Genomic DNA, 26588 nt, shown 5'->3' on the forward strand with positions numbered 1-26588 from the left:
CAGGGTGCCCCCGCGGTTTAGTCCCCGTACCGGGCGACCGCCGGGCGCGGCGCGAGCAGCCCCCGGACCAGGCCTACCTCCAGGGCCACCAGGGCGCGGATCACCGGCACCGCCGTGGCGAGCAGGACCGCGCCGACGGCGGTGTGGAAGCCGAGGTCGGCCGCCTTCGAGGAGATGCCGAAGGCGAGGTCGAGCAGGCCGTTGTTCTCGTCCCGGGGGAGGGACCAGGACCAGGTGGCGTAGAGGAGTTCGCCGAGGCCGCCGAGGGTCCAGGTCAGTGCCAGGGCGAAGGTGACGGTGCGCTGGACCAGGGCGAGAAACATGAAGCCGAGGTCGCGCCAGGACTGCGGGTCCGCGAGCGCCCGGACCTGCCCGCGGAGGCCGCCGCCGGTCGCCTTGCGGTAGCGCGGGGCGGGCAGCGGCTCGCCGGTGACGGCCTCGGCGCGCCCGCGTTCCCAGGCCGCGTACCGGCGGGCCGTCGCCAGGGTCCCGGCCAGCACCGGCACGCCGAGCACCACGGCGAGCGTGCCGAGGCCGAGGGAGAGCCCGGCGCTCGCGGCCACGAAGGCGCCGAGCGCCAGGGGGAAGCCGAGCAGGACGTAGCGCAGCCCGGAGCCGAAGCGGAGGGTGGGGCGCGGTGGGGCGGGCTGCCAAGTGCCGTGCACGGTGGGGGGAGTTGTCGTCTCGGTCATCATGGCTTCAGCCTGTCGCGGCCCGTCCGCCGGGCCCAGCCGGTCGGCCCCCGGGACCGCGGTGGGGAAATCCCCACCAGGGGGCTCGCCCTGGCACCCCCGGGCGCGGGGACGTCCGTACCGGGGCAGGTGGGCCGCGGCCCCCTGGCCGGGACTCAGCCGGACCGGCGGACGAGCACCACCGCGATGTCGTCGTGCGAGCTGCGGGACAGTGCCGGGGTGACCACCAGGTCGGCGAGGGCGTCCAGGGAGAGGCCGGCCGCGACCGACTGGGCGGGGCCCGTGTCCCCGGGGCGGGCCGCGAGGGTGCGCCTGCCGAGCGGGCCGTCGCCCCCGCCGTTCCCGGCGCCGGGTTCCGGGGCCGGGTTGCGGGCGGTCCACTCGGCGAGGGCGTGCATGAGTTCGTGCACCGCGCCCGAGTAGTCGGTGCCGGGGCGTTCGACCAGCCCGTCGGTGAAGAGCAGCAGGATGGCGCCGGTCGGCAGCGTCCCGGCGAGCGCGGGGTAGTCGGTGCCGGTGAAGGTGCCGAGGGGGAGCCCGCCCGGTACCTCCAACTCCTCGACCCGGCCGTCCGGATGGACCACGAGGGGGTACGGGTGACCGGCCCGTACGGCGGTGAACGTCCCCCGTTCCGGGTCGAGTTCGACCAGGCAGCCGGTGGCGAAGAGGTCGGTGTCGAGGTCGGTGAGGGTGTGGTTGCCGAGCGCCATCAGGGCGCTCGGGGTGGGGCCCCGCTTGGCGTGCGCCCACATCGCGGTGCGCAACTGGCCCATGACGGCAGCGGCTTCGGCGCTGTGACCCTGGACGTCGCCGATCGCCAGCATCACCGTGCCGTGCGGCATGGTGAGGATGTCGTACCAATCGCCGCCCACGTACAGGCCCTTGGAGCCGGGCAGATAGCGGACCACGGTCTCCAGGCCCGGGACCTCGGGGAGGTTGCGCGGCAGCATCAGCTGCTGGAGTTCGTTCATCTGCCGCCGCCGGGCGTCGAACTGCTGGGCGCGGGCCAGGGATTGGCCGAGGATGCCCGCCGCCGCGGTGTGCGCGACCTGTACGTCCGCGGTGAACTCGTGCGGCTCCGCGTAGGTGACGATCCACATGCCGACCAGGCCCTCGCCGGTGGTCAGCGGCAGCACCGCGCCGGAGGCGGGCGGCTCGGCCCACAGGGGGTCCGGGGAGGCGAAGTGCCGCAGGTACTCCGCGCGGTCGGCGAAGAACACCGGCCGGTCGGTGCCGAGGCGGCGCAGCAGCGGATGCCCGGGGCCGCTCTCGGCGAGGTGCCCGAGGCGTTCGAGGCGTTCCAGGTCCGGACCGTGGAAGCCGCGGCTGCCGACCAGGTGCAGACCGGTGGCCTCGCGCAGGAAGACGGCGGTCGCGGTGCCGCCGAGCCCGGGCAGCACCGTGTCGAAGACCTGCCCGATCACGCTCTGCGTGGACATCGCCCCGCTGAAGGCGCGCGAGACATCGAGCACGAACCGCTGCCGCGAGGCGCTCTGCTCCTCCCGCCGGTGCTGCTCGGTACGGTCCTGGGCGACCCCGAGCATGCCCATCGGCCGCCCCTGGGTGTCGTAGACGACCCGGCCGCCCGCGTCGATCCAGTGCACGCTGCCGTCCGGCCAGACGATGCGGTACTCACCGCGGTAGATCCCCGACTCCTTGGTGCGCTCCAGGAGTTCGATCACATCCTCCCGGTCCTCGGGGTGGATGGCGTCGAGGAAGGTCTCGTGCCGTTCGTCGAAGTCCTTCGGGTCGAAGCCGAAGATGCGGCAGATCCGGTCGTCCCAGATGAGCTTGCCGGAGGCGAAGTCCCAGTCGAAGGAGCCGATCTCGGCGTTGGTCATGGCGAGTTCGAGGCGCGCCGCGCGCGAACGCCCCCGGATCAGCCGCAGGGCCTGGTCGAGCCGCTCGTCGCTCTCCGCGCCCGCACCGGTGGACAGCAGATGGTCGAGGCGGTGCGCGCTGACCGTGGAGATCAGGGTCAGCTCGTGCTCCTCCTCGGGGCTGAGCGGCTCCAGGCGTTCCAGTTGCACCATGAGGGTGCCCAGGCAGCGGTCGTCCACGAGCAGCGGGAGCACGCTGAAGGAGACCTGGAGCTGCAGGGGCCCCACGTCCGGGAACCGGCTCCGGTAGGTCTCGGCGAGCACATGCACCGGCTCGCGGGTACGGGCCACCTCCACGATCGGCAGATCGGCGTCCGGCGGGATCATCCGGAACCTGTCGAGCAGCTCCTCCTCGTACCCGGTCCCCATCGCCATCCGCATCCACCCGTCGTCCTGGAGCAGGTGCACGGCGCCTGAGGAGGCCCCCACCCCGGCCAGCCATACGTCCATCGCGGTGGCCAGCAGGGACTGCGGATCCGGGCAGGCGAGCAGCTGCGCCATGGCCTCGGCGACGGAGGGGCGGCCGGTGGTGTCGGTGCTCTGCGGGTGCGGGGGCGGCTTCCGGGGCGGCCGCCGGTCCGCCGGGTCGCCGTACGCGCCCGGGGCCGGGGCGGTCACCGGCCCGTGGGAGTCCCGCGCGCCGCGCCCCGGTGGGCGCCGCCCGCCGGGCCCCTGGTCCTGCGGTTCGGGCACGTCGCTCCTTCACCGTCTTCCCCAAGAGCCATGGTCACCCAGAATCCGCACCTCAGCGATCGCGGTGCCCCACTCGGGGCAGGGGCGTGCGCCGGGCCGCCCCGCTGGTCGTTTCCGGGTGCGGAGGGCGCGGAGGGTGCGGACTGTGCGGGGGAGAGCAGCGGGCCGTGCGGAGCGGTCGCCCGCGCCCGCCACGCCCCATCTGGTCCAGACCATGGACAGGTAACGGGATCTCGTGCAGCATGCTGAATGCCGTACAGGATGAGAAATGCTGCTCGGAACGGGAACTCCGTGCAGGATCCGGAATCCGCAGCCGTGGATTCTCCATGGATTCCGCCGAGTCCACCGGAGCCCCTGAGCCGAGCCGAGTCCAGCCGCTCCCAGCCGAGCCCAGTTCCTCCCCGTCGAGTCCCCTTGAGTTCCGGAGGCGTCTCCCCATGAACCGGCGTCAACTCCTCTTCGGCGCGGCGGCAGTTGCCGCCACGGCCGCCCTCGCCCCGGTGGCCTCGGCCGCCCCCGCCCGTACCGCCCCGCCGCCGCTCGGCACGGCGGTGCGGCTGCCCTCCCGGGAGGAGATCGCGGCGGTCCTGCGCCGGGTCGCCGACCACTGGATCGGCGCCCACCAGGACCCCGGCGACAACGGCTGGGCCCGCGCCACCTTCTTCAGCGGGCTGACGGCCCTGCACCGGCTGACCGGGGAGGGCCGCTACCTCGACTACGCCCGCGACTGGGCCGAGGGCCACGACTACGGCCTGATCGACGGGGTCACCACCCGGCACGCGGACAACCAGTGCGCCGGGCAGACCTACCTCGACCTGTACGCCCTGGAGCCCGAGCCCGGGAAGATCGCGGCGATCGAGGAGTGCCTGCACCGGATGGTCGCCGTGGACCGGCCGGAGAAGGACGACGACTGGTGGTGGGACGACGCGCTGCACATGGCGATGCCGCCGTTCGCCCGGATCGCCGTGCTGCGCGAGCAGTCGGGGCAGCCCGACCGCGCCGCCTTCGAGGAGAAGCTGCACCGCCTCTACACCCACACCAGGAGCGCCGAGGGCGGACCGGGGCTGCTCGATCCGGACAGCGGCCTGTGGTACCGGGACAAGCGGTTCATCGCGGGGCTGCCCGGCGCGATCACCTCGCCCGCCGGGAAACCCGTCCGCTGGTCGCGCGGGAACGGCTGGGTCGCCGGCGGCCACGTGAAGACCCTCCAGGCCCTGCCGCCGACCGCACGCGACGTCCCCGAGTACCGTGCCACCCTGGCCGCCCTGCTCACCGCCGCCCGCGAGGTCCAGCGCCCCGACGGCTTCTGGAACGTCAACCTCGCCGACCCCGACCACCTCCCCGGACCCGAGACCAGCGGCACCTCCTTCTTCGCCTACGGCACCGCCTTCGCGCTGCGCACCGGCCTCGTCGACCGCGCGGCCTTCCTGCCGGTGGCCGCCCGCGCCTGGCAGGGCCTCGCCGCCACGGCCGTGCAGCCGGACGGCTTCCTCGGCTGGGTGCAGGGGGTGGGCGACCGCCCCGAGTCCAGCCAGCCGATCGGCCCGGACACCACGGCCGACTTCGGCGTCGGCGCCTTCCTCCTCGCGGGCACCGAACTCGCCCTCCTCGCGGACCAACTCGCCCGCTAGACACCCCTGTTCGACGGGAAGCCCCTGTGCAACTCCGGATTCCCGCCCTGCCCCGCGCTGCCCGATGTCCGTACGATGACGCCGACTTCGGGCCCGGACGACGGACCCGGGCCGTGGCACGAGGGCTTCGCCGGGACGCCGTCCGGCTCCGGCGGGCCCCGGCCGCGACAAGACCACGGGGGCGCGGATGGGCGGGAACGCGGGCAGGGTCCACGGCACGGTGGCGGCCGGATTCGAGGCGGTACGCGCGGAGTTCGCGGCGGTGGCCGCCGAAGAGGGCGGCACCGGGCGCCAGTTGCACGTCCGGTGGCGCGGCCGCGAGGTGGTCGACCTGTGGAGCGGCGAAGGGGTGCGCGGCGACTCGCTGTTCGCCCTGTTCTCCGCCGCCAAGGGCGCCGCCCACCTGGTGGCCGCGCTGCTCGTCGGGGACCACACCCTGGAACTGGACCGTACGGTCGCCTCGTACTGGCCCGAGTTCGGGGCCGAGGGCAAGGACCGGCTGACGCTGCGCGAACTGCTCGCGCACCGGGCCGGGTCGATCGGCGCCGAGGGCGGGCTCAGCTCGGCCGAACTCGCCGACGACCGGGTGCTCGCCGCCCGCCTCGCGGGCCAGAAGCCCTACTGGGAGCCCGGCACCCGCTACGGCTACCACGCTCTGGTCATCGGCGCGTTGACCGGCGAGGTCATCCGCCGGGCCACCGGGCGGAGCCTCCAGGAGCTGTACGAGGAGCGGGTGCGCCGCCCGTACGGACTGGACTTCTACCTCGGCCTGCCGGAGTCGGAGGAACCTCGCTTCCTCCCGGCGGAGGCGGCGGGGGGACCGGGCGGAGCCGGTGGGCCGGGTGGGCCGGGTGGGCCGGGTGGAACGGGTGGACCAGGTGGCAAGCGCGGTCCCGCCGGTCCCGGGGGACCTTCCGGACCCGGTGGACCCTCCGCACCCGGTGGACCCTCCGCACCCGGGGGTCCCGCCGGACCCGGCGCCCGCGGGGCCGCCTCCGGCCCGCCCACCCTGACCGCCGTCGCCTTCAATCTGCACGGCGGCTGGAGCCCGCGCGAGCTGCTCTCCTTCGCCAACTCCCGCCGGGTGCGCGCCCTCGGACCCGCCTCCACCGGCGCGGTGGGCAACGCCCGCGGACTCGCCGGGCTCTACGCGGCGGCGCTCGGCGGCCACGGGGAGCGGCCGCCGCTGCTCGACGAGGCGACCCGGGAGGAGTTCACCCGGACCCCCTGGACCGGCACCGACGCGGTGACCGGCATGGCGGACAGCTTCCTGCTCGGCTTCGAGGCCAAGGGCAATCGCTACCCCGCACTCGGCAAGGACGCCTTCGGCCACGCGGGCGCGGTCGGCGCCGACGGCTTCGCCGACCCCGGCACCGGACTCGCCTACGGCTACACCCGCCGCCGCTTCTCCTCCGCGGGCCCCGGCGCCGCCCCGGAGAACCACCGCCTGGTGGACGCCGTGGTGCGCGCCGCGGATGAGGCGGGACGGGGCTGAACTTCCTTTGCGAGGCGGCAGATTGACGCGCCGTCAGTAGTCGGTGACCGGCATCGCGTACGTACGGAGTGTGGTCGTACGCAGCGCGGCCGTACGGAGCGTGCCGCGTGCGGATGGTGCCGCGTACGGATGGTGCCGCGTGAGGATCGTGGGTCGACGCACCGGTGCCCGGCGGGCGCGGAACGGGCGCGCGGCCGCCGGGCACCGGAGGGTTTGGGGGAGCCGTCAGGCGGCGTAGCCCTTCGGGGGGATCAGGCTGGCCAGCTGGTCGAAGGAGAGCCAGTAGATCTGGTTGCCGCCGAAGGAGGCGGGGTCGGCGATGAGGACGGTGCGGTTGGCGTCGTCGTAGCCGATGACCGTGAAGTAGTGGTAGATCGTCTGGTCCGAGGGGTACCCGGGCGGCTGGTTGCCGGGCGGCGCCACGATGTTGGCGACGATCGGGTAGTTGTTGTCGACGTCCGTGACGATGTCGCTCCACAGCAGGTCCTTCTGGGCCTGGCTGGGCGGATCGTTCGGCATCTCCTTGGTCTCGTACCAGCCGGTGCCGAGGTTGGCGTTGAGGACGCCGGTGACCTGGCTGATGTGGTCGGTGCCGTTCTCGGTGGTGCCCAGCTGCGCGGCCAGGTCGGCCTGGCTCGGCGGGGCCAGGCGCGCGGAGAGGGCGATCCGGGTGGCGGCCGGGCCGCACCACCAGCCGGTCTCCTGGACCTGGTAGTCGACGTCGATGGTGTGCGCGCTGGCGGTGCGCGCGCCGTCGATGTGGAGTCGGGTGCCGGGCTCGTTCTGCCCGCTGACCACCGCGGTGCCGGCCTCGGAGCCCTTGCTCAGGACCGAGACGCTCGCGGGCTGGGGTGTGGGGGAGGCCTGGGCCGCGACGGGCGAGGCGAGGGCCCCGACGGCGGCGACGGCGATCGCGGTGGACACAAGTCTTCTGCGCATGAAGGCTCCTGAGGGGGGATGTGGGCCTTGCGGAAGAAACCACCTGCCTGGGTGGGGAGCACGCGGTCTCCGGGATGCTCCGTGGAGCAGGGCAAGGGTGATTCCCGGCCGGTGGCGCACGCAAGAGGCGAAAGCCCAGACTTACCGGTGGCCGGTCGGGAACGGCTGCTTTCGGCCGGTCGACTCCCTTTGCCCGCAGGGCAGTTCGGGGTGGCTGCCCGCCCGCCTGCCTGCCGGTCGGGGCGCCCGCGGGTGTCCGGGGCGGCCGGTCGGGGCCGGTGCCCGGGCACCCCGCTCACCTGAGGCCGATGCCCTCCGCCGCGTCCGCGGTGTCGAGCAGGGCGCGGCCCTGGGCGGTCGCCACGTGGAAGGAGCGCCCGCCGTTGCGCACCGTGGTGACCAGGCCCGCGGCGCGCAGCACCTTGATGTGCTGGCTCACCGCGGGGTGGGTCACTTCGAGCAGCCGGGCGGCCTGCACCGTGGTGCAGCCGTCCCGGGCCTCGCGCAGCAGGGCCGCCCGGGTGTGGCCGAGCAGCGGCCCGAGCGGGCCCGAGCCGTCCGGGGCCCGGCCGCCGTCGCGCGCGGGCCTGGCCCAGTCCGGGGCGTGGTGGATGGGGTAGACGAGGACCGGCGGCAGCTCCGCGTCGGCCAGCGTGATCGGCGTGGGCCAGCAGAAGAACGAGGGCTGAAGGGTCAACCCCCGTCCGCGCAGACGCAGTTGGTGGTCGATCGGGTAGGCGACCTCCAGCACGGGAGGACGCCAGCGGAACTGCGGGCCGAGCCCGGAGAGCAGCCCCTCGGTGCCGCCGTCGCGCAGGCTGTGCAGCCGCAGGGTGCGGTCGGCGTCGATATGGGCGTGGATGTGCTGCCAGAACGGGGCGAGTGCCTCCAGGTGGTACGTGTGCACCGCCCGGCCGAGCCGCCGCAGGCTCGCGGTGTCGCCCACGGCCAGCGGGCTCGCCCAGTTGGGCAGGTGCCGGGAGGCGGCCAGCTGCGCCAGGTCGGCGCGGAGTCTTCGGCGGGGCGCGCTCATCAGGGTGTCGACGGCGGCCTGGAGGCTGCCGCGGTCGCCGGTGGTGGGGGTGAGGAAGTCGGGGGAGTAGCCGTGCGGCGGCAGCAGCGAGGACAGCAGCCGCCCGCTGTCCGAGAGCCGCGGCCGGGCCCACTGCCGCCACTGGCCGAACACCCGGGTGCCGTCCCGCCGTTGCAGGGTCTGCACGCTGTTGCTGATCTCCCACAGGAAGTCGGGCCCGGGGGCCACCCGGACCCGCGCCAGGTCCTCGGAGGTGAAGTAGATCCGCAACATGCTCGCTCCCCTCGTACGGTCACGGTGTTTCCCATGGTCCCGGTGCGGCCGGGTCCGATCGCCGCCGGGCGGTGCCCCGGTCCGGTGAGTTTTCCCCGGGCGGAGGGCGGCCACAAGCCCCGGTCCGGCGTCCGGACAGCGGCCGGGGGTGCCGTCCGGTGACCGGACGCGGGGTCCGGGGCGTGCGGTGCGCGGGGGTTCAGCTCGCGAGGTGGAAGCCCGCGCCGACGCCGCCCTCGGCGTTCATCTCCGCGATGATGCTCAGGATCGGCGAACTGTGCTGCACGCCCCAGGCGTTGCCCACCAAGGTCTCGCCGTCCACCACGGGGGCGCCGGAGTCGCCGCTGTTCGTCCAGACCAGGTGGGTGAACCAGATCCCGTTGGTGCCCAGCTTCACGCCGCAGGTCAGGCCGGTGCGGTGGCCCTGCTTGCACATCCGGGTGCCGTTCGCGGGGGGCTCGCCGATCTTCCTGATGGTGACCCCGCCGACGGTGGCGGTCGGCCGCACCCGGGACTCGTCCAGCTTGATCACCGCGTAGTCCAGGCCCTTGGGGCCGAGGTTGAGCAGGTTGTTGGGGGTGCTGACGTAGGTCACGGTGCCGATGGCGCCGGTGTCCAGGTCGGGGCGGCTGTCCTCGACCGGGGCCGGGGCGGCGGCCGTCCCGGCGGGCGAGCGGTCCACCCAGACCTTCTCGCCGACCAGTTTCCCGCCCTCGGCGTCGATGAAGCAGTGCGCGTTGGTCAGCCCGACCAGATTGCCCGCGGCGTCCCGGCCGACCGCGGTCATGGTGCAGGTGTAGAGGCTGGTGGGGGCCTCGGGGCTCGGCGCCATCCGGAAGATGAGCCCGGTGCCGCCGCCGACCTCGGTCGGCCCCGCCTCCGTCGCCCCGTCCGCGGCGGAGGCGGCGGGCGCGGTGAGCAGCGGGGTGCTCGCCAGCAGCACGGCGAGGCCAAGAGCACGTAACACGCGTCGCATACGACCACTTTCGGTAGGCGGCGGCGCGGGGCGTGGCGGTGTCCTGCCGCCCGGACGCGGTGCGCCGACCGCGGATTCGATTAGAACTATTTTCTAGTTCCTACCATGCTCCCGGCGCCCGCCACAGCCGTTCCCCACGTGTCCCGCGCCACCCGGCAAGCGGATCCCCGCGGTCCGCCCACGGGTGCGCGGGTGAAGGCTCCTTCCGAACATCCGCGTATTACCGGGGTGTTGCGTGCCGCTTGCCGAACCGTCTCCCGGTGTTTCACGCCAACCGCTGTTTTGCGTCACACTCAAAAGGCCGCCCTTGACGATCACTTGGGCATCCCTTTACGTTTGCCTGGCGGAACCGAGCAGGTTTCTCTTTTCCGTTCATCCGTCTCACGGGAGGTCTCATGGAGAAGCTCATCAAGCGCATGGCGCAGGACGGCACCTGGCGCGAGTGGGTCGCGGTCAATTCCGCGAGCGCCGCGGGCAAGGACGGCTGTATCAGCGTCGCCAAGTCGGGCTGCATCAGCGCGACCCCGGCCAAGTCCGGCTGTATCTCCTGAATTTCCGGACCGGTGGCCGCCCGGGCGCCCATGTGCCTTCGGCGGCCATCGGCCCGCTCCCACCTGCGCGTATGCGAACCGAGTCGGAGCGCGCCCCGCGCGGCGCCCCCGCCGTGGACCCGAGGAAGGCATGAGCCGCCAGCCGACGCCCGAGGAAATCGAAGAGATCCGGGGCATCCCCCTCTATCAACACTCTCTTGCACAGGGCTACTTTCCCGTCCTGGAGAAACCCGTGATAGCCGAGGGTTTTCCGGAGAACTGGATGACGCCGGCGCTCGCGGCCGCCCTGGACTCCGGCGACGCCGAATTCGTCCTCTCCACGGGAACGAATCACGCCCGCATGCAGATAATTCGCCCGCCCTACTTCCTGCTCCACTCCTACTACCGCCTGTGGAGCGAGCACCCGGACATCGCGGAAACCTGGGAAGCGGGCTGCCCGCGGGTTTCCCTGACCACCGTGATGGCCACCGAACACGTGGCGCGGGTGAACGCGAAAAGGCGCGGCGGCGAACCGGCGGCCACCCCCGCCCTGGACGAGCGGCGCCTGGACGCCCGCACCGTCTACCTCAACCTCAGCCGCGATCCGGCACTCTGGGACCGCGCGGAGGTCGGCCGCATGATCGAGGAGATCCGCTCCGTCCAGGCGTCCCACCCGAGCGGCCGCTACCACCTGGACTGCTCGACCAGCCACCTCGCGCACCTGGTCCGCAAGGCCGCCGACTGGGGCCTGTGGGCGGACTTCCCGCGCCCCGCGAGCATCATCCACGCCTACGAGTACACGCCCGCCACCGTCCGCCGCTTCCTGCGCGCCCGCTTCGACTGCCCGATCGTCGACCTCTTCGGCAGCACCGAACTCGGCTACCTCTACTACAGCGACGCCGAGGGCGCCTACCACCCGTACCTGGACCGGATGAGCGTCGAACTCCTGGAGACCGTGCCGGACAGCGGCCTGTACTCGCTCATCGTGACCAGCCTGCGCAACCCGTACATGCCGTTGATCCGCTACCGCTCCGGGGACGTCGTCCGCACCCTCGACGGCAGCCCGGACCCGGACCGGATCGCCCGCTTCACCGGCCGGGAGAAGGAGCTGCTGCCCACCCCGCACGGCCCCCTCTCCCAGGGTGACTTGGACGAGGCGGTCGCCGCCGCGGCACCGGGCGTCTTCCAGCACCAACTCCGGTTGTACGAGGGCGAGATGGCGGAAGTGGCGTATACGACCTTCACCGGTGGGCCCCTGGACGGCGCCGCGGAGCGCGCACTCGCCGAGGCGGCCGGAAGCCTCACCGGACGCCGCTGCCGCGCGGCGTACCACGACCACCTCCCGATCGGCAGGTCCGGCAAGTACGCCTGGCTCGCCGCGCACAGCTGACGACGGAGAACCATGAGCGCACCGAGCACACCCCCCGCACCGGGCACCGCGGATCCGGGGGCAACGCCGACGACCGGCCCCCGGACGGCGGGGACGAGCGCCGAGGACCTGCGCGGGCTCCTCGGCCCGGAGCTGCACGAGGAGGTGGTGCGCCACTTCACCGCCACCACCGAGCACCCCCGCCCGTACGTGGAACGCCAGGTCATCGAGTGCCTGCGCTACCTCTTCCTGGTCTCCCGGTACCGCGAGCGGCTCGCCGGGCTCTTCCTCCCGGTGGAGCAGGAGATCGACGAGATCTGGCACTACCTGATCCTGCAGACCCGCGAGTACCGCGCCCTGTGCGAACAGCGCCTGCCCGGCGGCTTCTTCATCGAGCACCGCAGCATCGGCTACGAGGACTACCAGGAGCAGCCCGGCCGGGAGCAGCTGGCCGAGGAGGCGCTGCGCTGGATCCCCCTGTACCGCGCGGAGTTCGGCCCCTACGACGAGGGCGCGCTGCCGCACTGGACCATCGTGCGCTTCCTCCACCGGAACCTCGGGCTCTCCCTCGCGGAGATCGCCGCGCTCGAAGCCTCCGGCGAACAGCGTTCACCGCAAGGGGAGTTGAGCGCCGGGGACAGGGCGGGCACCGCGGCATGACGGAGACCGGCACCGGTCGGCGGCCACGGCCCGCGGCAGCCCCCGCCGAGCCGCCGGAGCAGCGCCGGATCCTGCTCGTCCTCGCGGTGGCCCAACTGCTCAGCGGCGCGGGCGTGGCCGCGGGGATCACCGTGGGCGCCCTGCTCGCCGACGAGATGCTGGGCTCGGCCCGGCTCGCCGGAGTGCCCGCCGCGCTCTTCACCGGCGGCGCCGCCCTCGGCGCGCTGGGCATCGGGCGCCTCAGCCAGCACCGGGGCCGCAGACCGGGGCTCACCGCCGGATACGCGGTGGCCGCCCTCGGCAGCCTCGCCGTGGTGCTCGCGACCGCCGTGGACAGCGTGGCCCTGCTCTTCGGCGCCCTCCTGGTCTACGGCGCCGGTACCGCGACCACCCTCCAGGCCCGGTACGCGGGGGCCGACCTCGCCTCGCCCGCACGGCGCGGCCGGGCGGTCAGCACCGTGCTCTTCGCCACCACCCTGGGCGCGGTCACCGGACCCAACCTCCTCCAGGCCACCGGCAACGCGGCCGTGCACTGGGGCCTGGCCCGACTGTCCGGCCCCTTCCTCCTGGCCACCGTCGCCTATACGGCGGCCGCCCTCACCCTGGCCCTCGCCCTGCGCCCGGACCCCCTCCTGCGGGCGAGGCAACTGGCGGCGCGGGATGCGGAGTTGGGCGCGGATGCGGATGCGGATGCGGATGCGGATGCGGCGCCGGAGGCGGAAAAGCCGGGACCGCCACCGGAGGTCCGCGAACGTACGGAGCGGAAGGCGGAAAAGCCGGGACGGCCACCGGAGGCCCGCGAACGTGCGCAGCAGCAGGCGGACTTGGGGACCCTGGGTGGCAGGCGGGTTGCTCTGGGCGGCAGTTGGGGGGCCCGGGGCGGCAGGCGTCTCGCCGCCGGGGCCTGTGTCATGGTCCTCACCCAGCTGGTCATGATCGCGGTGATGACCATGACCCCGGTCCACATGAGCCACCACGGCCACGGCGGCGGGGCCACCGGACTGGTCATCGCCCTGCATGTGGGCGCCATGTACCTGCCGTCCCCGCTCACCGGGCGGCTCATCGACCGGCTCGGACCGGCGCGGGTGGCCGCGGCCTGCGGCCCGGTCTTCCTGGCGGCGGGCGGCGTGGCCGCCTTCGCCCCCGCGCACCGCACCGCCGGTCTCGCCCTCGCGCTCGTCCTGCTCGGCCTCGGCTGGAACCTCGGCCTGGTCAGCGGCACCGCCCTGGTCACCGAGGCGGCACCGCTCGACCGCCGCGCGGCGGTGCAGGGGACCATGGACACGGCGATCGCGGTCTCCGGCGCCGCGGGCGGACTGCTCTCCGGGCTCCTTGTCTCCGCCACCGGTTTCGGCACCCTCGCCCTCGGCGGCGCCCTGCTCGCCCTCGCCTGCCTGCCGATCGCCCGGGTGCTGGCCCGCCCGCCCGGGGCGTGAGGGGCACGGGCGGGCTCGGCCTCGGGCGCGCCCGCAACCGCCTTGCCACGCCTGCCAGTTCGGCCTTTCCGTGCCCGCCCGATGCCCGATGCCCGATGGTTCGCCTCCGCGCCTCCGCGCCTTCGCCCGTTCAGCCCTTGAGCGCGGTGCCGATCGCCTCCGCGAGCGGGGTGGTCGGGCGGCCGATCAGCCGGGCCAGGTCTCCCTCGCGCCGGGCCAGGACACCGCGGGCGACGGCGGAGTCGATGTTGACCATGAGGTCGGCGACCGGTTCCGGCAGCTCCGCGCCGAGCAGTGCTGCCCGGTGCTCCTCGGGCGTCACGGGCCGCAGCGCGACCTCGCGGCCGGACTGCCGGGCGACCTCGGCCGCGTACTCGGCGAAGTCCCAGTCCTCGTCCCCGCTCAGCTCGTACGCTCGCCCGGCGTGCCCCTCACCGGTGAGCACGGCGACGGCCGCGTCCGCGTAGTCGGCGCGGGCGGCGGAGGCGATCCGGCCGTCACCGGCGCTGGAGACCACCGCCCCGCTCGCCAGGACCTGGTCGAGCTGCGCGGTGTGGTTCTCGTGGTACCAGCCGTTGCGCAGCAGTACGTACGGCAGGCCGGAGTCGCGCACCATCACCTCGGTGGCCTTGTGCTCCTCGGCGAGGATGAAGTCCTCGGGGGTGTCCGGGGCGCCGAGCAGGCTGGTGTACGCGAGGAGCGAGACGCCCGCCGCCACGGCCGCGTCGACCACCGCGCGGTGCTGAGCGATCCGGCGGCCGACCTCGCTGCCGGAGATCAGCAGCACCCGGTCGTCGCGTCCGAAGACCCCGGAGAGCGAGTCCGGCGCGCTGTAGTCGGCGACGCGTACCTCGACCCCCCGGGCGGCGAACTCCGCCGCCTTGGCCCGGTCGCGTACGACGGCGACGATCTCCGCGGCCGGTACGCGCGCCAGCAGCCCTTCGACGACGAGGCGCCCCAGCTGGCCGCTCGCTCCGGTGACGACGATGCTCATGTGTTCTCTCTCCCGCATCCGGTTTCTGGCGCCGCTCCGCCTCTGCGAAACGGCTCTCCACGACCGTAAGCAGGACACTCACTATTCGGAAGTACCCACTTTGATGTAAGGTACTGGCATGACGGTGAGTGCGGAGAAGGAGAGCGGCGCGGAGCTGCGGGCCCTGCTGGCCGAGGCCGATGTGATGGCGGCGGACTGCCCCTCGCGGGGGGTCCTGGAGCATGTGACCAGCCGCTGGGGCGTGCTGATCCTGGTCGCCCTGCGGGAGCGCTCCTACCGCTTCAGCGAGCTGCGCCGCGCCGTGGAGGGCGTCAGCGAGAAGATGCTCGCCCAGACCCTCCAGGCCCTGGAGCGCGACGGCTTCGTCCACCGCGACGCCAAGCCGGTCGTACCGCCCCGCGTCGACTACACGCTGACCCCGCTCGGACACACCGCCGCCGAGCACGTCTGGACCCTGGCCCGGTGGACCCAGGACAGCCTCCCCGAGGTCTTCGCGGCCCGCACGCGCTACGACGAGGCCCGCGGCCGCTGAGCGGCGCCGACCGCGAACCAGGCGGGCCCCGCCTCGGCAATCCGCGGCATCGGGGTTCGGGCATCGGCGCTCCGCGGCCTCGGGCCTCAGGCCTCGGGGATCGGGGTTCGGGGATCGGGCAGCTCAGGGATCCGTCGGCCTCAGAGATCAGAGATCCGTCCATCTCCGAGATCCGTCCATCTCGGAGATCCGCCCATCTCAGGGATGCGTCAAGGAGTCGGCGTCCGGGGCCGTCCGGTGGCGCGGCGGGCGGAGGCTGGAGACAGGAGCCGGACGGCCGCGGGCGGCCTGCCCGGGCCTGACCGCTCCCGGCTCCGGCGACGGCGTGCGGCTGCGCGTCGGCGGGTTCACCACGGTTCGGCGGTGACGGCGCCAGTGCCAAGGGCAGGCCATGACAGCTTGAGCGGCCGTTCCGGGACCGTCCTCGAACTCCACCTTGCGCTACGGGAGTTCAGCTCCCCGCTCAGCCGTCGATGACCGCTCAGCTCTCAACGACCGACAGACGCGGGCGCAGAAACCGGCGGGCCCGGTGGATCCGCGCCTGTGCGGTGCCCAGCGGGACCCCGGTGCGGCGCGCGACCTCGGCATAGCTGAGCGAGGCGAGGTCGCGCAGCACCACGGACTCGACCAGTTCGGGGTGTCGGGCCTCCAACTCCTCCAGGGCGTCGAGCAGATCGAGCCGCGAACCGGCGATCACACTGGTGGTCCGCGGGTCCACCGGCTCCGGCGGGGCGGTGAGGGCGGCGGTCTCCGCGCGCCGCTTGAGCCGCCGGTAGGTCGCCCGCGCCGCGTTGGAGGCGATCACGGTCACCCAGCCCCGGAAGGAACCCGCGCCGGAGAAGGAGTCCAGATTCCGCGCCACCGCGAGCAGCGCGTCCTGGCAGGCCTCCTCCGCGTCGTCCAGGCAGGGCAGCAGCCGCGCGCAGCGCCGCAGCATCAGCGGACGGATCTCGGCGAGCAGCCGGTCGAGCGCCTCGCCGCCCTCCGCCCGCGCGGCGGCGTACAGCGCATCGAGCGGGTCGAGCGGGTCGAGCGGGTCGAGAGGGTCGAGCGGATCGGGGCCGGGCGCGCCGAAGGGGTCCGGTCCGGACGTGTCGAGCGGGTCGGGGCCGGGGGTCGCCGGGGTGTCCGGCTGGGTCATACGAGTCTCCGTGCTGCTTGGCTGAGCAGCGGCTCCAGCTCCACCGTGCTCGCCGGATCGCTGCTCGTCGAGGTGAGCGAGAGCGCGAGGAGCCGGTCGTCCACCATGGCCAGACCGAGCACCCCTCGTACCCGAGGACGCTCCCCGGAGCCCGTCCGGTTCGACTCGGTGTTCCACCAGACGACCCGGTCCACCCCGGCAAGGCGCGGTTCGTGCCGGGTGCCCGCGGTGGCCGGCAGTCCGCCCTCCGCCTCGGCGCACCGCTCGACCTGCCCGGACAGCCGCGCGAAGGCCCGCTCGGCGTGGCCGGGGTCCGGGAAGCGGGCCACCACCTCGGCGGCCTCGGTCTGCAGCCCCCGGTACGTACCCGCGTAGTCGGCCCGGGCGTCCTGTGCGGCGAGGCTCCCGGGGAAGCAGAGCAGTTCGAGGTCCCCCGGTACCCCGTCGTGGACCGCGGTGCGCTCCGCCTTGCCCCAGCCGAAGCGGACCAGCTCCTCCGGCTTCAGGAGCGCCTCCCGGGTGAAGGGCGGGGCGGGCGCGGTGGTGCCGGGGGAGGGGGACGCGGAGGGCGAGGGGGAGGTGCTCGGGGCCGCGGCGGTGTCGTCCCGCCCGGGATCGAAGGGCGCGAGGAGGAATCCGGCCACTCCGAGACCGATCCCGGCGAGGGCAGCCACCGAGAGGGTGCCGACGCTGGTACTCCGCCTCATGGACTCTCTTTCCGTCGCTGCCTGCCGGGCTGCCATCATGGTGCCCCATGGAGGCGATCGGGCGTTACCGGGTGCAGCGGCGGATCGGCGCGGGCGCCTTCAGCACCGTCTGGCAGGCCAGCGACGACGAACTGGCGGTCCCCGTCGCCATCAAGATCATCGCGGAGAACTGGCTGGATCACGCCGATGTCTGCGGCCGCTTCCTGGACGAGGCACGGCTGCTGCGGCGGATCACCGACCCGCGGGTCATCGGTGTCTACGACATCGGCCGACTCCCCGACGGCCGCGCCTACTTCGTCATGGACTACGCCGACCGCGGCACCGTGCAGGACCTCTGCGCCGGCCCCCTGCCGCCCGCCGAGGCGCTGCGGCTGGGTGCCGAGATCGCCGAGGCGGTCGAGGTACTGCACCAGCACGGCGTGATCCACCGCGACCTCAAACCGGCCAACCTGCTCCTCGCCTCCGGCATCGCCGGTGCCCCCCGCGTCGTCCTCGCCGACCTCGGCATGGCCAAGCGCCTCGCCGAGGCCTCCGGCCTGACCATGGCGGTCGGCACCCCCGGCTACATGGCCCCCGAACAGGCCCACGGCCGCCTCCCGCTCGACCAGCGCGTCGACGTCTACGGCATCGCCGCCGTCGTCCACGTCCTGCTCACCGGGCGGCGCCCCTTCGAGGACGAGACCAGCATCGCCGACGTAGCCGTCCGCCCCGCCGACCGCACCCCCGCCCCCCTCGCCCCGGAACTCGGCCTGCCCCCCACCGTGGACGCCTTCCTCCACTCCGCTCTCTCCGCCGCCCCGGACCACCGCCCGCCCACTGCCGCTGCCCTCGCCGCCCAACTGCGCGGCTTGGCGGCCGAGTTGGAGGACACGCAGCGGCTGCGGAGGCCTTTCGGCGCGAGGGGCGAGGAGGGCGCGGAGTCAGGTGCGGACCGTACGGGGTCTGGTGCGGGGGGCCTTCCGGTCGCCGGGCTTCCGGTCGCAGGGCGCAGGGCGCCGTTCGCCACGGAGGTCCGCGAGACTCCCTCCGCGACGGAAGCCGCACCGACTGCGCCGACGCCACCGACTCCACTGAGGCCATCGACGCCATCGAATCCACCGACGCAAGCAACGCCACCGGCCGAACCTGAACCTGAACCTGAAAGCGAACCGGCCCCCGACGTACGCCCCGAACGCGAACCAGCCCTCGCCGTACGCCCCGGACCGACCTCACGCCCCGAACCGGCCTCGGCCGTACCCCCCGAACCCGCACGTGAACCGGCCCCCGCCGTACACCCCCGCCAGTCCCGGCTGCCCGCCTGGGGCCTGGCCCTGGCCTCGCTCGGGCTCGCTGCGGTCCTGGCGGTGGCGACCTGGCTGGCGCTCTCCTTGGTACTGGGTTCCTGACCCGGCCTCCTTGGTGCTGGGTTCCTGGCCCGGCGGCGGATCCGAAGTTTTTCGCGGCTCCCGGCAACAAACCTCGGGCCCCGGGACTCTCTGCGGAGTGAACGCGGTCGACCGGACCGCCGCACCCGAGGAGCACCATGCAGTTCCGCCACCGTCGTACGCGCGCCGCCGGGCTCACCGCCGCCCTGCTGGGCACTGCCGCGCTCTCGCTGACCCTGACCGGGCAGGCCGAGGCCAAGACGTTTCCGCACGGCACCGTGAAGGCCGACGGCGGCCTCGTCGCCCACCAGGCCCCGAGCACCCACGCGCCCTCGACCTACACCTTCCAGGACGGAGCCGAGGTCGCGGTGGACTGCGCGACCAAGGGCACCCGCGTCTCCGGCAACCCCGACTGGTACCTCATCTCGGCCGAGGGCGACGCCAAGTGGGTCTCCGCCCGCTACGTGGACCTCGAAGCCGAGCCCCGCCACTGCGGCCCCGACCTGAGCGTCGCGGCCACCACCAAGTCCACCGGCGCCTACGAGGGCCCGAGCACCGCCGACCGCAGGCGCACCACCCTCGCCAAGGGCACCACCACCGAGATCCTCTGCTACACCGACTCCGGCCCCACCGCGAAGACCACCCGCTGGCTGCTCACCACCGAGGCCCAGTGGATCCCGTCCACGGCACTGAAGACCTCCGGGGAAGTGGAGTTCTGCCAGCAGGGGTGAGGGGGGGCCGGGGTGCGGGGGTCCGCCCGACGCCGTCGAGGCGGTCACCGACGGCTCGCTCACCATGGCCGGCGGGGCGCTGGGCGTGCTCCTGTTCGCGGAGCACGCTCGTTCTGCGCGGCGGACAAAGCCCCTTGAAGCCGGACCGCAGGGGGACGACTGACCACGCGGTTTCGTGGACGGGATCAAGGGTGGTGCGGAACGACGCGATCAAGGGTGGTGCGGAACCCGAGAGTGCGGGGTTCCGCACCACCCTTCGGCGCTGCCCGGCGCGGGCTTTTCGGGTGCATGGGGAGGGATTGGCTGGGGTGTATGGGGGGGGCAGACGCCCGTGGAAGGTCAGTTCCAGCGAGTGTCGGCGACTCCCGTACCGTCCGGCGAAGCGGCGTAGGGCCGATGCCCGTGCGGGCCGAGCGCGTCGCCTGATCAGGCAAGAGCGGTTACATCTGACGGGATGCCAGTGGCGCCCCCGGCAGGACTCGAACCTGCGGCCAAGCGCTTAGAAGGCGCCTGCTCTATCCACTGAGCTACGGGGGCCGGTGTGCGGTCGGCGGGGCCGGTCGGGCCCTGCCTTGCCGGGGACCAAGGATAGGGCTCCAGGGTCGTGCTCCCGGTTGCTTCGCCTCCGCGCCACGTTGTGGAGGTTCGGTGAAGCGGTCCTGATACTCGCAGGCAGGTGCGAATCGCGCATCGCTTTTCGCGCCAGTCGTGGCGGGTGTTGTGCACTCGTTATGCCCCCGCCCCCGCCGCCCCTTGCGCCTCGGGCGTACCGTCGGCGCGCAGGAGCGCCCATATGCTTCAGAAAGACAGCAAAATTGGGCATTCTTCGCATGTGGTGACCTTGGATGTACGGCCTCAGCTGCTCGAAGCGCTCTGCGAACTGCGCGATCGTGTCGCAGCGGTGCGTTTTCCGCTGCCCCTCCCTGGTGCGCCGAGAGCGCGCGCCAACCGGGACGAACTCCTCGCACAGCTGGACGACTACCTCGTGCCCCGACTCCGCGCCCCCGAGGCGCCGTTGCTGGCCGTCGTCGGCGGTTCGACCGGGGCGGGCAAGTCCACCCTGGTCAATTCGCTCGTCGGGCGGCGGGTCAGCGAGGCGGGTGTGCTGCGGCCGACGACACGTACCCCGGTACTCGTCTGCCACCCCGACGACCACCACTGGTTCAGCAATCTGCGGGTGCTGCCCGAGCTGACCCGGGTGTGGGTGCCCCAGCAGGAGGCGCCCGCCGGGGCCGAGCAGGGCGGCGCCCCGGAGCGCGGCGGCGGTGTCTTCGGGGAGCGTGGCCCGGGGCGGTTCGGCGCCTCGCCGGTGGTCTCGGCCACCGGGCACGCCTCGGCCGAGGGGCTCACCGGCCTTGTGGGGCTCGACCCTTGCGCCGAGCTGCCCGCCGCCGAGGGCGAGTACGTGCTGCGTATCGAGACGGCCACCACCCTGCCGCGCGGACTCGCCCTGCTCGACGCGCCGGACATCGACTCCCTGGTGGCCCACAACCGGGTCCTCGCCGCCGAGTTGCTCTGCGCGGCGGACATCTGGGTGATGGTCACGACCGCCGCCCGCTACGCCGACGCCGTCCCCTGGCACCTGCTGCGCAGCGCCAAGGAGCACGACGCCACCCTGGTCACCGTCCTCGACCGGGTGCCGCACCAGGTGCTCACCGAGGTCTCCGGGCAGTACGGGGCCCTGCTCGACCGGGCGGGACTCGCGGGCGTGCCCCGCTTCACCGTCCCCGAACTGCCCGAATCGGCGGGTGGCGGCGGGCTGCTGCCCGCCACGGCGGTCGCCCCGCTGCGCGGCTGGCTCGCCGCCCGCGCCCAGGACACCGAGGCCCGGCAGCGGGCGGCCGTCCGTACCGCCCAGGGCGTGCTCGCCTCGCTCGCCTCCCGGATGCCGGAGCTCGCGGGATCGGTCGCCGCCCAGTACGCGGCCGCCCTGCGGCTGACCGCCGCCGTCGAGGACGCCTACGTACGCGAACTCGGCCGGGTGCGCGAGCGTTTGGAGGCGGGCGGGGTGCTCGCGGGCGGAGCCCTGCAGCGCTGGCGGAGCTATCCGGTGGACTGCGGGGCGGGCGAACTGCTCGACGCGGTGGTGGAGAGCCTCGGCACGCTCCTGGTGTGCGCGGTGACCGCCGCCGACGAGCAGATCGCGGCGGCCTGGCAGGACGAACCGGCCGCGGGCGCCGCGGGGTTGAGCACCCGCGACCCGGACCCCGAGAGCGCCGAGCACCGGATCGGGCTCGCGGTGCGCCGCTGGCGCCGCGTCATCGAGGAGTACGCAGAGGAGGAGGTGCGGCTCCTGGACAAGGGGACCGCGCCGGACGCGGAGACCGTGGCCGCGCTCCTCGCCACCGGGCTGCTCGGCGGGCGGCGGGCCCGTGCCGCGGGCGAGACCCTCGCCGAACGCATCGGCGCACTGGGCGCGTTGCGGCTGCGAGACCGCGGCACCACCCTGCTCGCCACCTACGTCGACAAGGTCCTGCACGCCGAACGTGAACGCCGTCTCGCCCCCCTGGACGCCCTCGACGTACGCCCCGAGCCGCAGGCGGGACTGATTGCCGCACTGTCCGTACTGCAGAAGGAGAGGCGATCCGCGTGACCACCCTGACGGGTCATCAGGAGCAGGAAGAAGAACGCGACCAGCCGCAGGAGCAGGCAGGACCGAAGAGGCCGCAGGAGCCTGAGAAGGTCAACCCGGCTGAGAAATCCGAGCAGTTCGAGCAGTTCGGACAGTTCGAGCTGTCCGACAGGGCCGAGTGGGCTGAGAGGTCCGAGAGGTCCGGGAGGGCGGAACGAGCTGAGAAGGCCGAGAGGTCTGAGGAGGCCGAGGAGACCGAGGCGACCGTTCGGCCGGAGAGGTCCGCGCAGCCGCAGCCGCAGCCCCCGTCGCAGTCGCAGTCGCCGGGCGACGCCGCGAGCGAGGCCGTCGTGGAGGGCGAAGTCGCGGGCGGGGCCGAGGCGTTGGCGCTCGCTCCCGCGGAGGTGTTGCAGTCCGAGGCGGATCCGCTGGACGCCTGGGACGACGGGCTCATCGCCCGGCGCGCCGCCGAGGACGGGGAGGGGGAGCAGCCGGGAGCGGGCCCCTTCCCCGGTGGGGCGCAGCGTGGCGGGCGGGGTGAAGTGCTGGCCTTCACCGGGGAGTTGCAGGGGCGGCTGGAGGCGATGCGGGAACTCGTGGGGCTCTCGCGTACCCGGCTCGACGTGGACACCCTGGCCGAGGCGGTGCGGGTCCTGGAGGAATCGGACGCGCGGCGGCGGCTGTCCGGGGAGCACACCGTGATCGCGGTGGCGGGCGCCACCGGCAGCGGCAAGTCGGCCCTCTTCAACGCCCTTGCCGGAGTGACCATTTCGGAGACGGGGGTGCGCAGGCCCACCACCGCCCTTCCGCTGGCCTGCAGTTGGGGAGAGGGCAGCGGACGGCTCCTGGACCGCCTCGGCATTCCGGCCCGGTTGCGCCGCAGGCCGGTCCAGAGCCCCGACGCCGCCGAGCTGGAGGGAATGGTCCTGGTGGACCTCCCCGACCACGACTCCGCGGCCCCCGAACACCGCGAACAGGTGGACCGGATCCTGGAGTTGGTGGACGCCGTGATCTGGGTCCTCGACCCCGAGAAGTACGCGGACGCCATGCTCCACGAGCGCTATCTGCGGCCGATGGCGGGGCACGCGGAGGTCACCTTCCTGGTGCTCAACCAGGTCGACCGGCTGCCCGGCGACAGCGCCGACCTGGTCCTGGACGACCTGCGGCGGCTGCTCGACGAGGACGGGGTGGCCCTCGGCGAGCACGGAGAACCGGGGGCGACGGTGCTCGCGGTGTCCGCGCTGTCCGGGGCGGGGGTGGGCGAACTCCGCGAGTGCCTGGGGCAGTTCGTACAGGAGCGGGGTGCCGCGGCCCGGCGGATCGCGGCCGATCTGGACGCGGCGGCGGTCGGGCTCCGGCCGGTCTACGAGCCCGGGCCCGGGGTGGGCCTGAGCGAGGAGGCACGGGAGGAGTTCGGCGCGCGGCTCGCGGACTCGGTGGGCGCGCTCGCCGCGGGCGAGACGGCCGAGCGGGCCTGGCGCAGGAACGCGGGACGGGCCTGCGGCACCCCTTGGCTGCGGCTCTGGCGCTGGGCGAAGGACAAGCGCGGCCCGGAGGCGGCCGAGGAGAGCCGACCGGACCAGGCGCAGGAGGAGGCGGCCGCCCGGCAGCGGGTCGAGCAGGCCGTACGCACCCTCTCCGACCGGGCCGCACAGGGGCTGCCCGCGCCCTGGGCCCAGGCCGTACGGGAGGCCGCCGCCCGCGGGGCCGAGGAACTCCCGGAGGCCCTCGACCGGTTGAGCGCCGACTCGCTGGCGCCCGGGCGGCGGCCGCCGAAGCCCGGCTGGTGGCCCGCGGCGGTGCTCGCCCAGGGCGCCATGACGCTGCTCCAGGTGGTCGGCGCGCTCTGGCTGCTCGCCCAGATCGCCCGGGTCTGCCCGCCCAACCTCGGCGTCCCCGCCCTGCTGATGGTCCTCGGCATCCTCGGCGGGCCGCTCGTCGAGTGGACCTGCCGGATCGCGGCACGCGGCCCGGCCCGGCGCTACGGAGCGGAGGCCGAGCGCCGGCTGCGCGAGGCGGCCGGCGCCTGCGGCCGGGCCCGCGTCCTCGAACCGGTGGCCTCGGAACTGCTGCGCTACCGCGAGGTGCGGGAGCAGTACGCGAAGGCCGCGGGGGCGGTCCGTACCGAGGTGTACGCGCCCTCGCGGGAGGCGTACTCCTCCTCGGCGCGGGAGGCGTACTCACCCTCACGGGTGAGGGAGTTGTCCACAAGCCGTCGGTGATCCACAGGCTCGAGCGGGCCCCTTCTCGGCACGGCAGTCTGTGCACACGCGGACGGAGCCGTACGGGAAGGGGCCCGTTGCCGTCCGCAGGGCGCCCCGTGCTTCGGCGGCGCAGGACGAGGGAGGGCACGACATGAACGAGACCACGGTGAGCGTCGTCGGCAACGTCGCCACGGCTCCGGTCTACCGGGAGACGGCCACGGGGCCGGTGACCCGGTTCCGGATCGCGGCGACCTCCCGGTACCACGACCCCGCCAAGGACGCCTGGGTCGACGGGCACACCAACTTCTACACGGTCTGGGCCCGGCGGGCGCTCGGCGTCAACGCGGCGGCCTCGCTCGGCCTGGGCGAGCCGGTGGTGGTGCAGGGCAGGTTGAAGGTGCGCAGCGAGGACCGCGGGGGCCAGCACTGGTCCTCGGTCGACATCGAGGCCACCGCCATCGGCCACGACCTCGCGCGCGGCACCGCGGCCTTCCGGCGCGCACGGCCCGAGTACGCGGGTGGCCAGCAGACGCAGCAGACGCAGCAGACACAACAGCCGCAGCAGGCGATGGCGACGTGGCAGGGGGTGAAGGGGCAGGCGCCCGCCCCGGCCGGGCTGCAGCCGGGTTCGCCGCCGGGCCTGCCCGGACCGGGCCTGCCGGAACCGGACTTCACGGTGGCCCCTCCCTCGCAGCAACAGCAACAGCAACAGCAACAGCAACAGCAACAGCAGCCCCAGCAGTCCCAGCAGTCCCGGGAACAGCAGCAGGAGGTGGTGATGGGCTGAGGACGAGACCCGCGGCCGTCGGTGGTCTCGGTCCGGCAACGCGCGTGCTGTGGCCGGGATTTCCGGAACAGGAAATTCCGAGGTGACCGAACTGCGGCTTATCGGTGAATGACGTTCGGAGAGCCGCATGGATTTGTCGATAAGCCCAGCTCGTTACACCCTCCCGCGATAACAATTCCGATTCGGATGTGCGGTCTCCGTACAAGATCCGCGAACACCTCGGGCCCCGCTCCTAGGATGCCGGGATAGTTCACGGGGCATCTGAATCTGCTGGTGGGAGTGGTCGGCCCGCGCCAAGCGCACCCACCTGGAGGGGAATTCTGTGTTTTCTGCGTTCTCGGCGGTACGCGCGCGATCCGGCACGAGCGGCACCACGGAACGCACCCTCCGCTGTCGGCGTCCGCGTATGCGGCGGGCCGCGCCCGTGCTCGCCGCGGGGCTGATGACCGCCGGGGGAATCGCGGTCACCGCCGGGGACGCGGTGGCGCAGGAAATCCCGCACCACCAGGGCGGTGCCTCGGCGGCGCTCGGCTCCTCGCGTACGCACGGGGAGGCCGTGGTCCGCGAGAGCGGAGGGGAACGGCGTATATCCGCCGGGCTCTTCGAGATGTCCGTCGAGGGCGGCGGCTCCCTGCTCACCTACGGCGTCGATCTGCACAGCCCCACGCAGAAAGACGCCAAGTACCAGGAGGCCGACTGGAGCAGCACCTCGCTGGGGGCCAACCGGCAGGCGGGCAGGATCCGCTGGATACTCCAGCACTCCTACCCCCAGGTCAACGACCTCGGCGCGCTGGCCGAGAAGGCCGGGGCCAAGCACCTCTCCGAGGAGGACGCCGCCGCGGGCACCCAGGTCGCGATCTGGCGCTACTCGGACGGCGCGGAGGTCACGGCCGCCGATCCGGACGCCGAGCGCCTCGCGGACTACCTCCAGCGGCACGCCCGCGGGCTCGCGGAGCCGAAGGCCTCGCTCGCCCTGGAGCCTGCGGCGCTCTCCGGGCACCCGGGGGAGCGGCTCGGCCCGGTGACGATCCGCACCACCGCGGACAGCGTCAGCGTGCTGCCGCCCGCCGACTCCACGGCGAGCGGGGTGAAGGTCGTGGACAAGGACGGCAAGCGGGTCACTTCGGCGGGCAACGGCAGCAAGGTCTACCTCGACGTGCCCTCGGGCGCCATGGACGGCACCGCGGCGCTCACCGTGCAGGCTTCCACCAAGGTGCCCGTCGGCCGGGCCTTCACCTCGGACACCCGGGGGCCGACCCAGGTCCTCGCCGGGTCCAGCGAGTCGACGGTCTCGGCCGCGGCGACCGCCAACTGGGCCGGTTCCGGGGCGGTTCCCGGACTCACGGCGAAGGAGAGGTGCGCGGACGACGGGATCGCCCTCACCGCCTCCAACCAGGGCGACGAGGACTTCAGCTTCCGGCTGATGGGCTTCACGTACGTGATCGAGGCGGGCGGCTCACAGACCGTGACGGTTCCGCTCCAGGAGGACCAGGCCTACGACTTCACCATCACCGGGGTGCACGGCTTCGCCAAGAGGTTCAAGGGGGTGCTCGACTGCCGGACCCAGGGCGACATCCCGGCCGGGACGACCGCCCAGCTGACCTCCGGCCCCGGTACGGCCACGGTCGGCGGCACCCAGGTCGACGCCGACCTGGCGGACTCGGGCAGCTCCAGCTCGACGCCGTTGCTCGCCGGGATCGCGGTCGCCCTGGTCGTCCTCGGCGGCGGCGCGCTCTTCCTGGTGCGCAGGAGGAAGGCGGACGCCGAGGCCGGTGCGCCGGACGCGGACGGTTCCGGGAGCTGAGCCCGGGCGGGCGGTGAGCCCTCCCGTGCCACCCGCCCCAGGGGCCTCGCGGGGCCGAACCCCCAGCTGCGGCCGGGTGCGGCCTCACCAGGCGGTTTTCGCAGCGCACGGCCCGTACGGCAAGATGGTGTACGTCTGCCCTCAT

At 73.7% G+C, this 26588-nt stretch carries 21 protein-coding genes and 1 tRNA gene; 13 read left to right on the forward strand and 9 right to left on the reverse strand.

Annotated features, from left to right (window positions below):
- Window positions 1-17: 17 nt before the first annotated feature.
- Both MID12_RS22755 and MID12_RS22760 read right to left on the reverse strand, forming a co-directional pair.
- Window positions 18-695, reverse strand: coding sequence for a sensor domain-containing protein (locus MID12_RS22755; RefSeq protein WP_263170381.1), 678 nt, complete (start codon window positions 693-695; stop codon window positions 18-20).
- A gap of 152 nt (window positions 696-847) precedes the next feature.
- Window positions 848-3265: a SpoIIE family protein phosphatase gene (locus tag MID12_RS22760; RefSeq protein WP_263170383.1), complete on the reverse strand. Its 2418-nt coding sequence runs from the start codon at window positions 3263-3265 to the stop codon at window positions 848-850.
- A gap of 437 nt (window positions 3266-3702) precedes the next feature.
- Here MID12_RS22760 and MID12_RS22765 point away from each other — a divergent pair, with 437 nt between their 5' ends.
- Window positions 3703-4896 carry a glycoside hydrolase family 88 protein gene (locus MID12_RS22765; RefSeq protein ID WP_263170386.1) on the forward strand — a complete coding sequence of 398 codons (1194 nt, stop codon included), beginning with the start codon at window positions 3703-3705 and terminating at the stop codon, window positions 4894-4896.
- A gap of 187 nt (window positions 4897-5083) precedes the next feature.
- Complete coding sequence (locus tag MID12_RS22770) at window positions 5084-6391, forward strand: serine hydrolase domain-containing protein (protein WP_263170387.1); 1308 nt, start codon at window positions 5084-5086, stop codon at window positions 6389-6391.
- Window positions 6392-6616: 225 nt separating this feature from the next.
- Here the strand turns inward: MID12_RS22770 and MID12_RS22775 are convergent, their stop codons facing one another.
- From MID12_RS22775 to MID12_RS22785, 3 genes are all read right to left on the reverse strand, one after another.
- Entirely contained in the window at window positions 6617-7330 is a 714-nt protein-coding gene (locus MID12_RS22775) for a C39 family peptidase (RefSeq protein ID WP_040253499.1), read from the reverse strand.
- Between the two features lie 295 nt (window positions 7331-7625).
- Complete coding sequence (locus MID12_RS22780) at window positions 7626-8636, reverse strand: ArsR/SmtB family transcription factor (protein WP_040253502.1); 1011 nt, start codon at window positions 8634-8636, stop codon at window positions 7626-7628.
- A 199-nt stretch (window positions 8637-8835) separates the two neighbouring features.
- Window positions 8836-9612, reverse strand: coding sequence for a trypsin-like peptidase domain-containing protein (locus MID12_RS22785; protein WP_411576993.1), 777 nt, complete (start codon window positions 9610-9612; stop codon window positions 8836-8838).
- A 395-nt stretch (window positions 9613-10007) separates the two neighbouring features.
- Here MID12_RS22785 and MID12_RS22790 point away from each other — a divergent pair, with 395 nt between their 5' ends.
- From MID12_RS22790 to MID12_RS22805, 4 genes are all read left to right on the forward strand, one after another.
- Window positions 10008-10163, forward strand: a complete 156-nt coding sequence (locus MID12_RS22790; RefSeq protein WP_163011132.1) for a hypothetical protein — start codon at window positions 10008-10010, stop codon at window positions 10161-10163.
- A gap of 130 nt (window positions 10164-10293) precedes the next feature.
- Complete coding sequence (locus tag MID12_RS22795; protein ID WP_263170392.1) at window positions 10294-11532, forward strand: hypothetical protein; 1239 nt, start codon at window positions 10294-10296, stop codon at window positions 11530-11532.
- 12 nt (window positions 11533-11544) lie between these two features.
- Window positions 11545-12171 (forward strand): hypothetical protein, encoded by a 627-nt coding sequence (locus MID12_RS22800; RefSeq protein WP_263170393.1) that lies wholly within the window; start codon window positions 11545-11547, stop codon window positions 12169-12171.
- Window positions 12168-13607, forward strand: coding sequence for an MFS transporter (locus MID12_RS22805; RefSeq protein ID WP_263170394.1), 1440 nt, complete (start codon window positions 12168-12170; stop codon window positions 13605-13607). Before MID12_RS22800 ends, MID12_RS22805 begins: the two co-directional genes overlap by 4 nt.
- A gap of 130 nt (window positions 13608-13737) precedes the next feature.
- Here the strand turns inward: MID12_RS22805 and MID12_RS22810 are convergent, their stop codons facing one another.
- Window positions 13738-14601: an NAD(P)H-binding protein gene (locus MID12_RS22810; protein WP_263170396.1), complete on the reverse strand. Its 864-nt coding sequence runs from the start codon at window positions 14599-14601 to the stop codon at window positions 13738-13740.
- Window positions 14602-14719: 118 nt separating this feature from the next.
- On the opposite strand from MID12_RS22810, the gene MID12_RS22815 reads away from it, so the two are divergent.
- Window positions 14720-15133, forward strand: a complete 414-nt coding sequence (locus MID12_RS22815; RefSeq protein WP_078845191.1) for a winged helix-turn-helix transcriptional regulator — start codon at window positions 14720-14722, stop codon at window positions 15131-15133.
- A gap of 481 nt (window positions 15134-15614) precedes the next feature.
- Here the strand turns inward: MID12_RS22815 and MID12_RS22820 are convergent, their stop codons facing one another.
- Together MID12_RS22820 and MID12_RS22825 are read right to left on the reverse strand one after the other, a co-directional pair.
- Window positions 15615-16274, reverse strand: a complete 660-nt coding sequence (locus MID12_RS22820) for an RNA polymerase sigma factor (RefSeq protein ID WP_263170398.1) — start codon at window positions 16272-16274, stop codon at window positions 15615-15617.
- The gene (locus tag MID12_RS22825; protein ID WP_263170400.1) at window positions 16271-16981 is read right to left on the reverse strand and encodes a hypothetical protein; all 711 of its coding nucleotides are present in this window, start codon (window positions 16979-16981) and stop codon (window positions 16271-16273) included. Before MID12_RS22825 ends, MID12_RS22820 begins: the two co-directional genes overlap by 4 nt.
- Window positions 16982-17028: 47 nt before the next feature.
- On the opposite strand from MID12_RS22825, the gene MID12_RS22830 reads away from it, so the two are divergent.
- The gene (locus MID12_RS22830) at window positions 17029-18366 is read left to right on the forward strand and encodes a serine/threonine-protein kinase (protein WP_263170401.1); all 1338 of its coding nucleotides are present in this window, start codon (window positions 17029-17031) and stop codon (window positions 18364-18366) included.
- A gap of 137 nt (window positions 18367-18503) precedes the next feature.
- Window positions 18504-19076 (forward strand): hypothetical protein, encoded by a 573-nt coding sequence (locus MID12_RS22835; protein ID WP_263170403.1) that lies wholly within the window; start codon window positions 18504-18506, stop codon window positions 19074-19076.
- A 461-nt stretch (window positions 19077-19537) separates the two neighbouring features.
- Here MID12_RS22835 and MID12_RS22840 read toward each other — a convergent pair.
- Window positions 19538-19613: transfer RNA gene (locus tag MID12_RS22840), tRNA-Arg, on the reverse strand.
- A 256-nt stretch (window positions 19614-19869) separates the two neighbouring features.
- Here MID12_RS22840 and MID12_RS22845 point away from each other — a divergent pair.
- The 4 genes from MID12_RS22845 (at window position 19870) to MID12_RS22860 (ending at window position 26443) form a co-directional block, all read left to right on the forward strand.
- The gene (locus MID12_RS22845) at window positions 19870-21669 is read left to right on the forward strand and encodes a GTPase domain-containing protein (protein ID WP_052482571.1); all 1800 of its coding nucleotides are present in this window, start codon (window positions 19870-19872) and stop codon (window positions 21667-21669) included.
- A 362-nt stretch (window positions 21670-22031) separates the two neighbouring features.
- Window positions 22032-23870 (forward strand): YfjP family GTPase, encoded by a 1839-nt coding sequence (locus tag MID12_RS22850; RefSeq protein WP_411577076.1) that lies wholly within the window; start codon window positions 22032-22034, stop codon window positions 23868-23870.
- A 133-nt stretch (window positions 23871-24003) separates the two neighbouring features.
- Window positions 24004-24639 (forward strand): single-stranded DNA-binding protein, encoded by a 636-nt coding sequence (locus MID12_RS22855; protein WP_263170406.1) that lies wholly within the window; start codon window positions 24004-24006, stop codon window positions 24637-24639.
- Between the two features lie 406 nt (window positions 24640-25045).
- Window positions 25046-26443: a TQXA domain-containing protein gene (locus MID12_RS22860; protein ID WP_263170408.1), complete on the forward strand. Its 1398-nt coding sequence runs from the start codon at window positions 25046-25048 to the stop codon at window positions 26441-26443.
- The last annotated feature ends 145 nt before the right edge of the window (window positions 26444-26588 follow it).

Source organism: Streptomyces sp. SCSIO ZS0520, from assembly GCF_025643355.1.
GTDB lineage: Bacteria > Actinomycetota > Actinomycetes > Streptomycetales > Streptomycetaceae > Streptomyces > Streptomyces physcomitrii.

Excerpts from the sequence above, each read along its gene's own strand:
- MID12_RS22790 (WP_163011132.1), top strand. The coding sequence starts at position 10,008 with ATGGAGAAGCTCATCAAGCGCATGGCGCAGGACGGCACCTGGCGCGAG.
- MID12_RS22780 (WP_040253502.1), bottom strand. The coding sequence starts at position 8,636 with ATGTTGCGGATCTACTTCACCTCCGAGGACCTGGCGCGGGTCCGGGTG.
- MID12_RS22835 (WP_263170403.1), top strand. The coding sequence starts at position 18,504 with ATGCAGTTCCGCCACCGTCGTACGCGCGCCGCCGGGCTCACCGCCGCC.
- MID12_RS22795 (WP_263170392.1), top strand. The coding sequence starts at position 10,294 with ATGAGCCGCCAGCCGACGCCCGAGGAAATCGAAGAGATCCGGGGCATC.
- MID12_RS22820 (WP_263170398.1), bottom strand. The coding sequence starts at position 16,274 with ATGACCCAGCCGGACACCCCGGCGACCCCCGGCCCCGACCCGCTCGAC.
- MID12_RS22765 (WP_263170386.1), top strand. The coding sequence starts at position 3,703 with ATGAACCGGCGTCAACTCCTCTTCGGCGCGGCGGCAGTTGCCGCCACG.
- MID12_RS22785 (WP_411576993.1), bottom strand. The coding sequence starts at position 9,612 with ATGCGACGCGTGTTACGTGCTCTTGGCCTCGCCGTGCTGCTGGCGAGC.
- MID12_RS22855 (WP_263170406.1), top strand. The coding sequence starts at position 24,004 with ATGAACGAGACCACGGTGAGCGTCGTCGGCAACGTCGCCACGGCTCCG.
- MID12_RS22805 (WP_263170394.1), top strand. The coding sequence starts at position 12,168 with ATGACGGAGACCGGCACCGGTCGGCGGCCACGGCCCGCGGCAGCCCCC.
- MID12_RS22845 (WP_052482571.1), top strand. The coding sequence starts at position 19,870 with ATGCTTCAGAAAGACAGCAAAATTGGGCATTCTTCGCATGTGGTGACC.
- MID12_RS22800 (WP_263170393.1), top strand. The coding sequence starts at position 11,545 with ATGAGCGCACCGAGCACACCCCCCGCACCGGGCACCGCGGATCCGGGG.
- MID12_RS22860 (WP_263170408.1), top strand. The coding sequence starts at position 25,046 with ATGCGGCGGGCCGCGCCCGTGCTCGCCGCGGGGCTGATGACCGCCGGG.
- MID12_RS22755 (WP_263170381.1), bottom strand. The coding sequence starts at position 695 with ATGATGACCGAGACGACAACTCCCCCCACCGTGCACGGCACTTGGCAG.
- MID12_RS22825 (WP_263170400.1), bottom strand. The coding sequence starts at position 16,981 with ATGAGGCGGAGTACCAGCGTCGGCACCCTCTCGGTGGCTGCCCTCGCC.
- MID12_RS22815 (WP_078845191.1), top strand. The coding sequence starts at position 14,720 with ATGACGGTGAGTGCGGAGAAGGAGAGCGGCGCGGAGCTGCGGGCCCTG.
- MID12_RS22770 (WP_263170387.1), top strand. The coding sequence starts at position 5,084 with ATGGGCGGGAACGCGGGCAGGGTCCACGGCACGGTGGCGGCCGGATTC.
- MID12_RS22810 (WP_263170396.1), bottom strand. The coding sequence starts at position 14,601 with ATGAGCATCGTCGTCACCGGAGCGAGCGGCCAGCTGGGGCGCCTCGTC.
- MID12_RS22830 (WP_263170401.1), top strand. The coding sequence starts at position 17,029 with ATGGAGGCGATCGGGCGTTACCGGGTGCAGCGGCGGATCGGCGCGGGC.
- MID12_RS22775 (WP_040253499.1), bottom strand. The coding sequence starts at position 7,330 with ATGCGCAGAAGACTTGTGTCCACCGCGATCGCCGTCGCCGCCGTCGGG.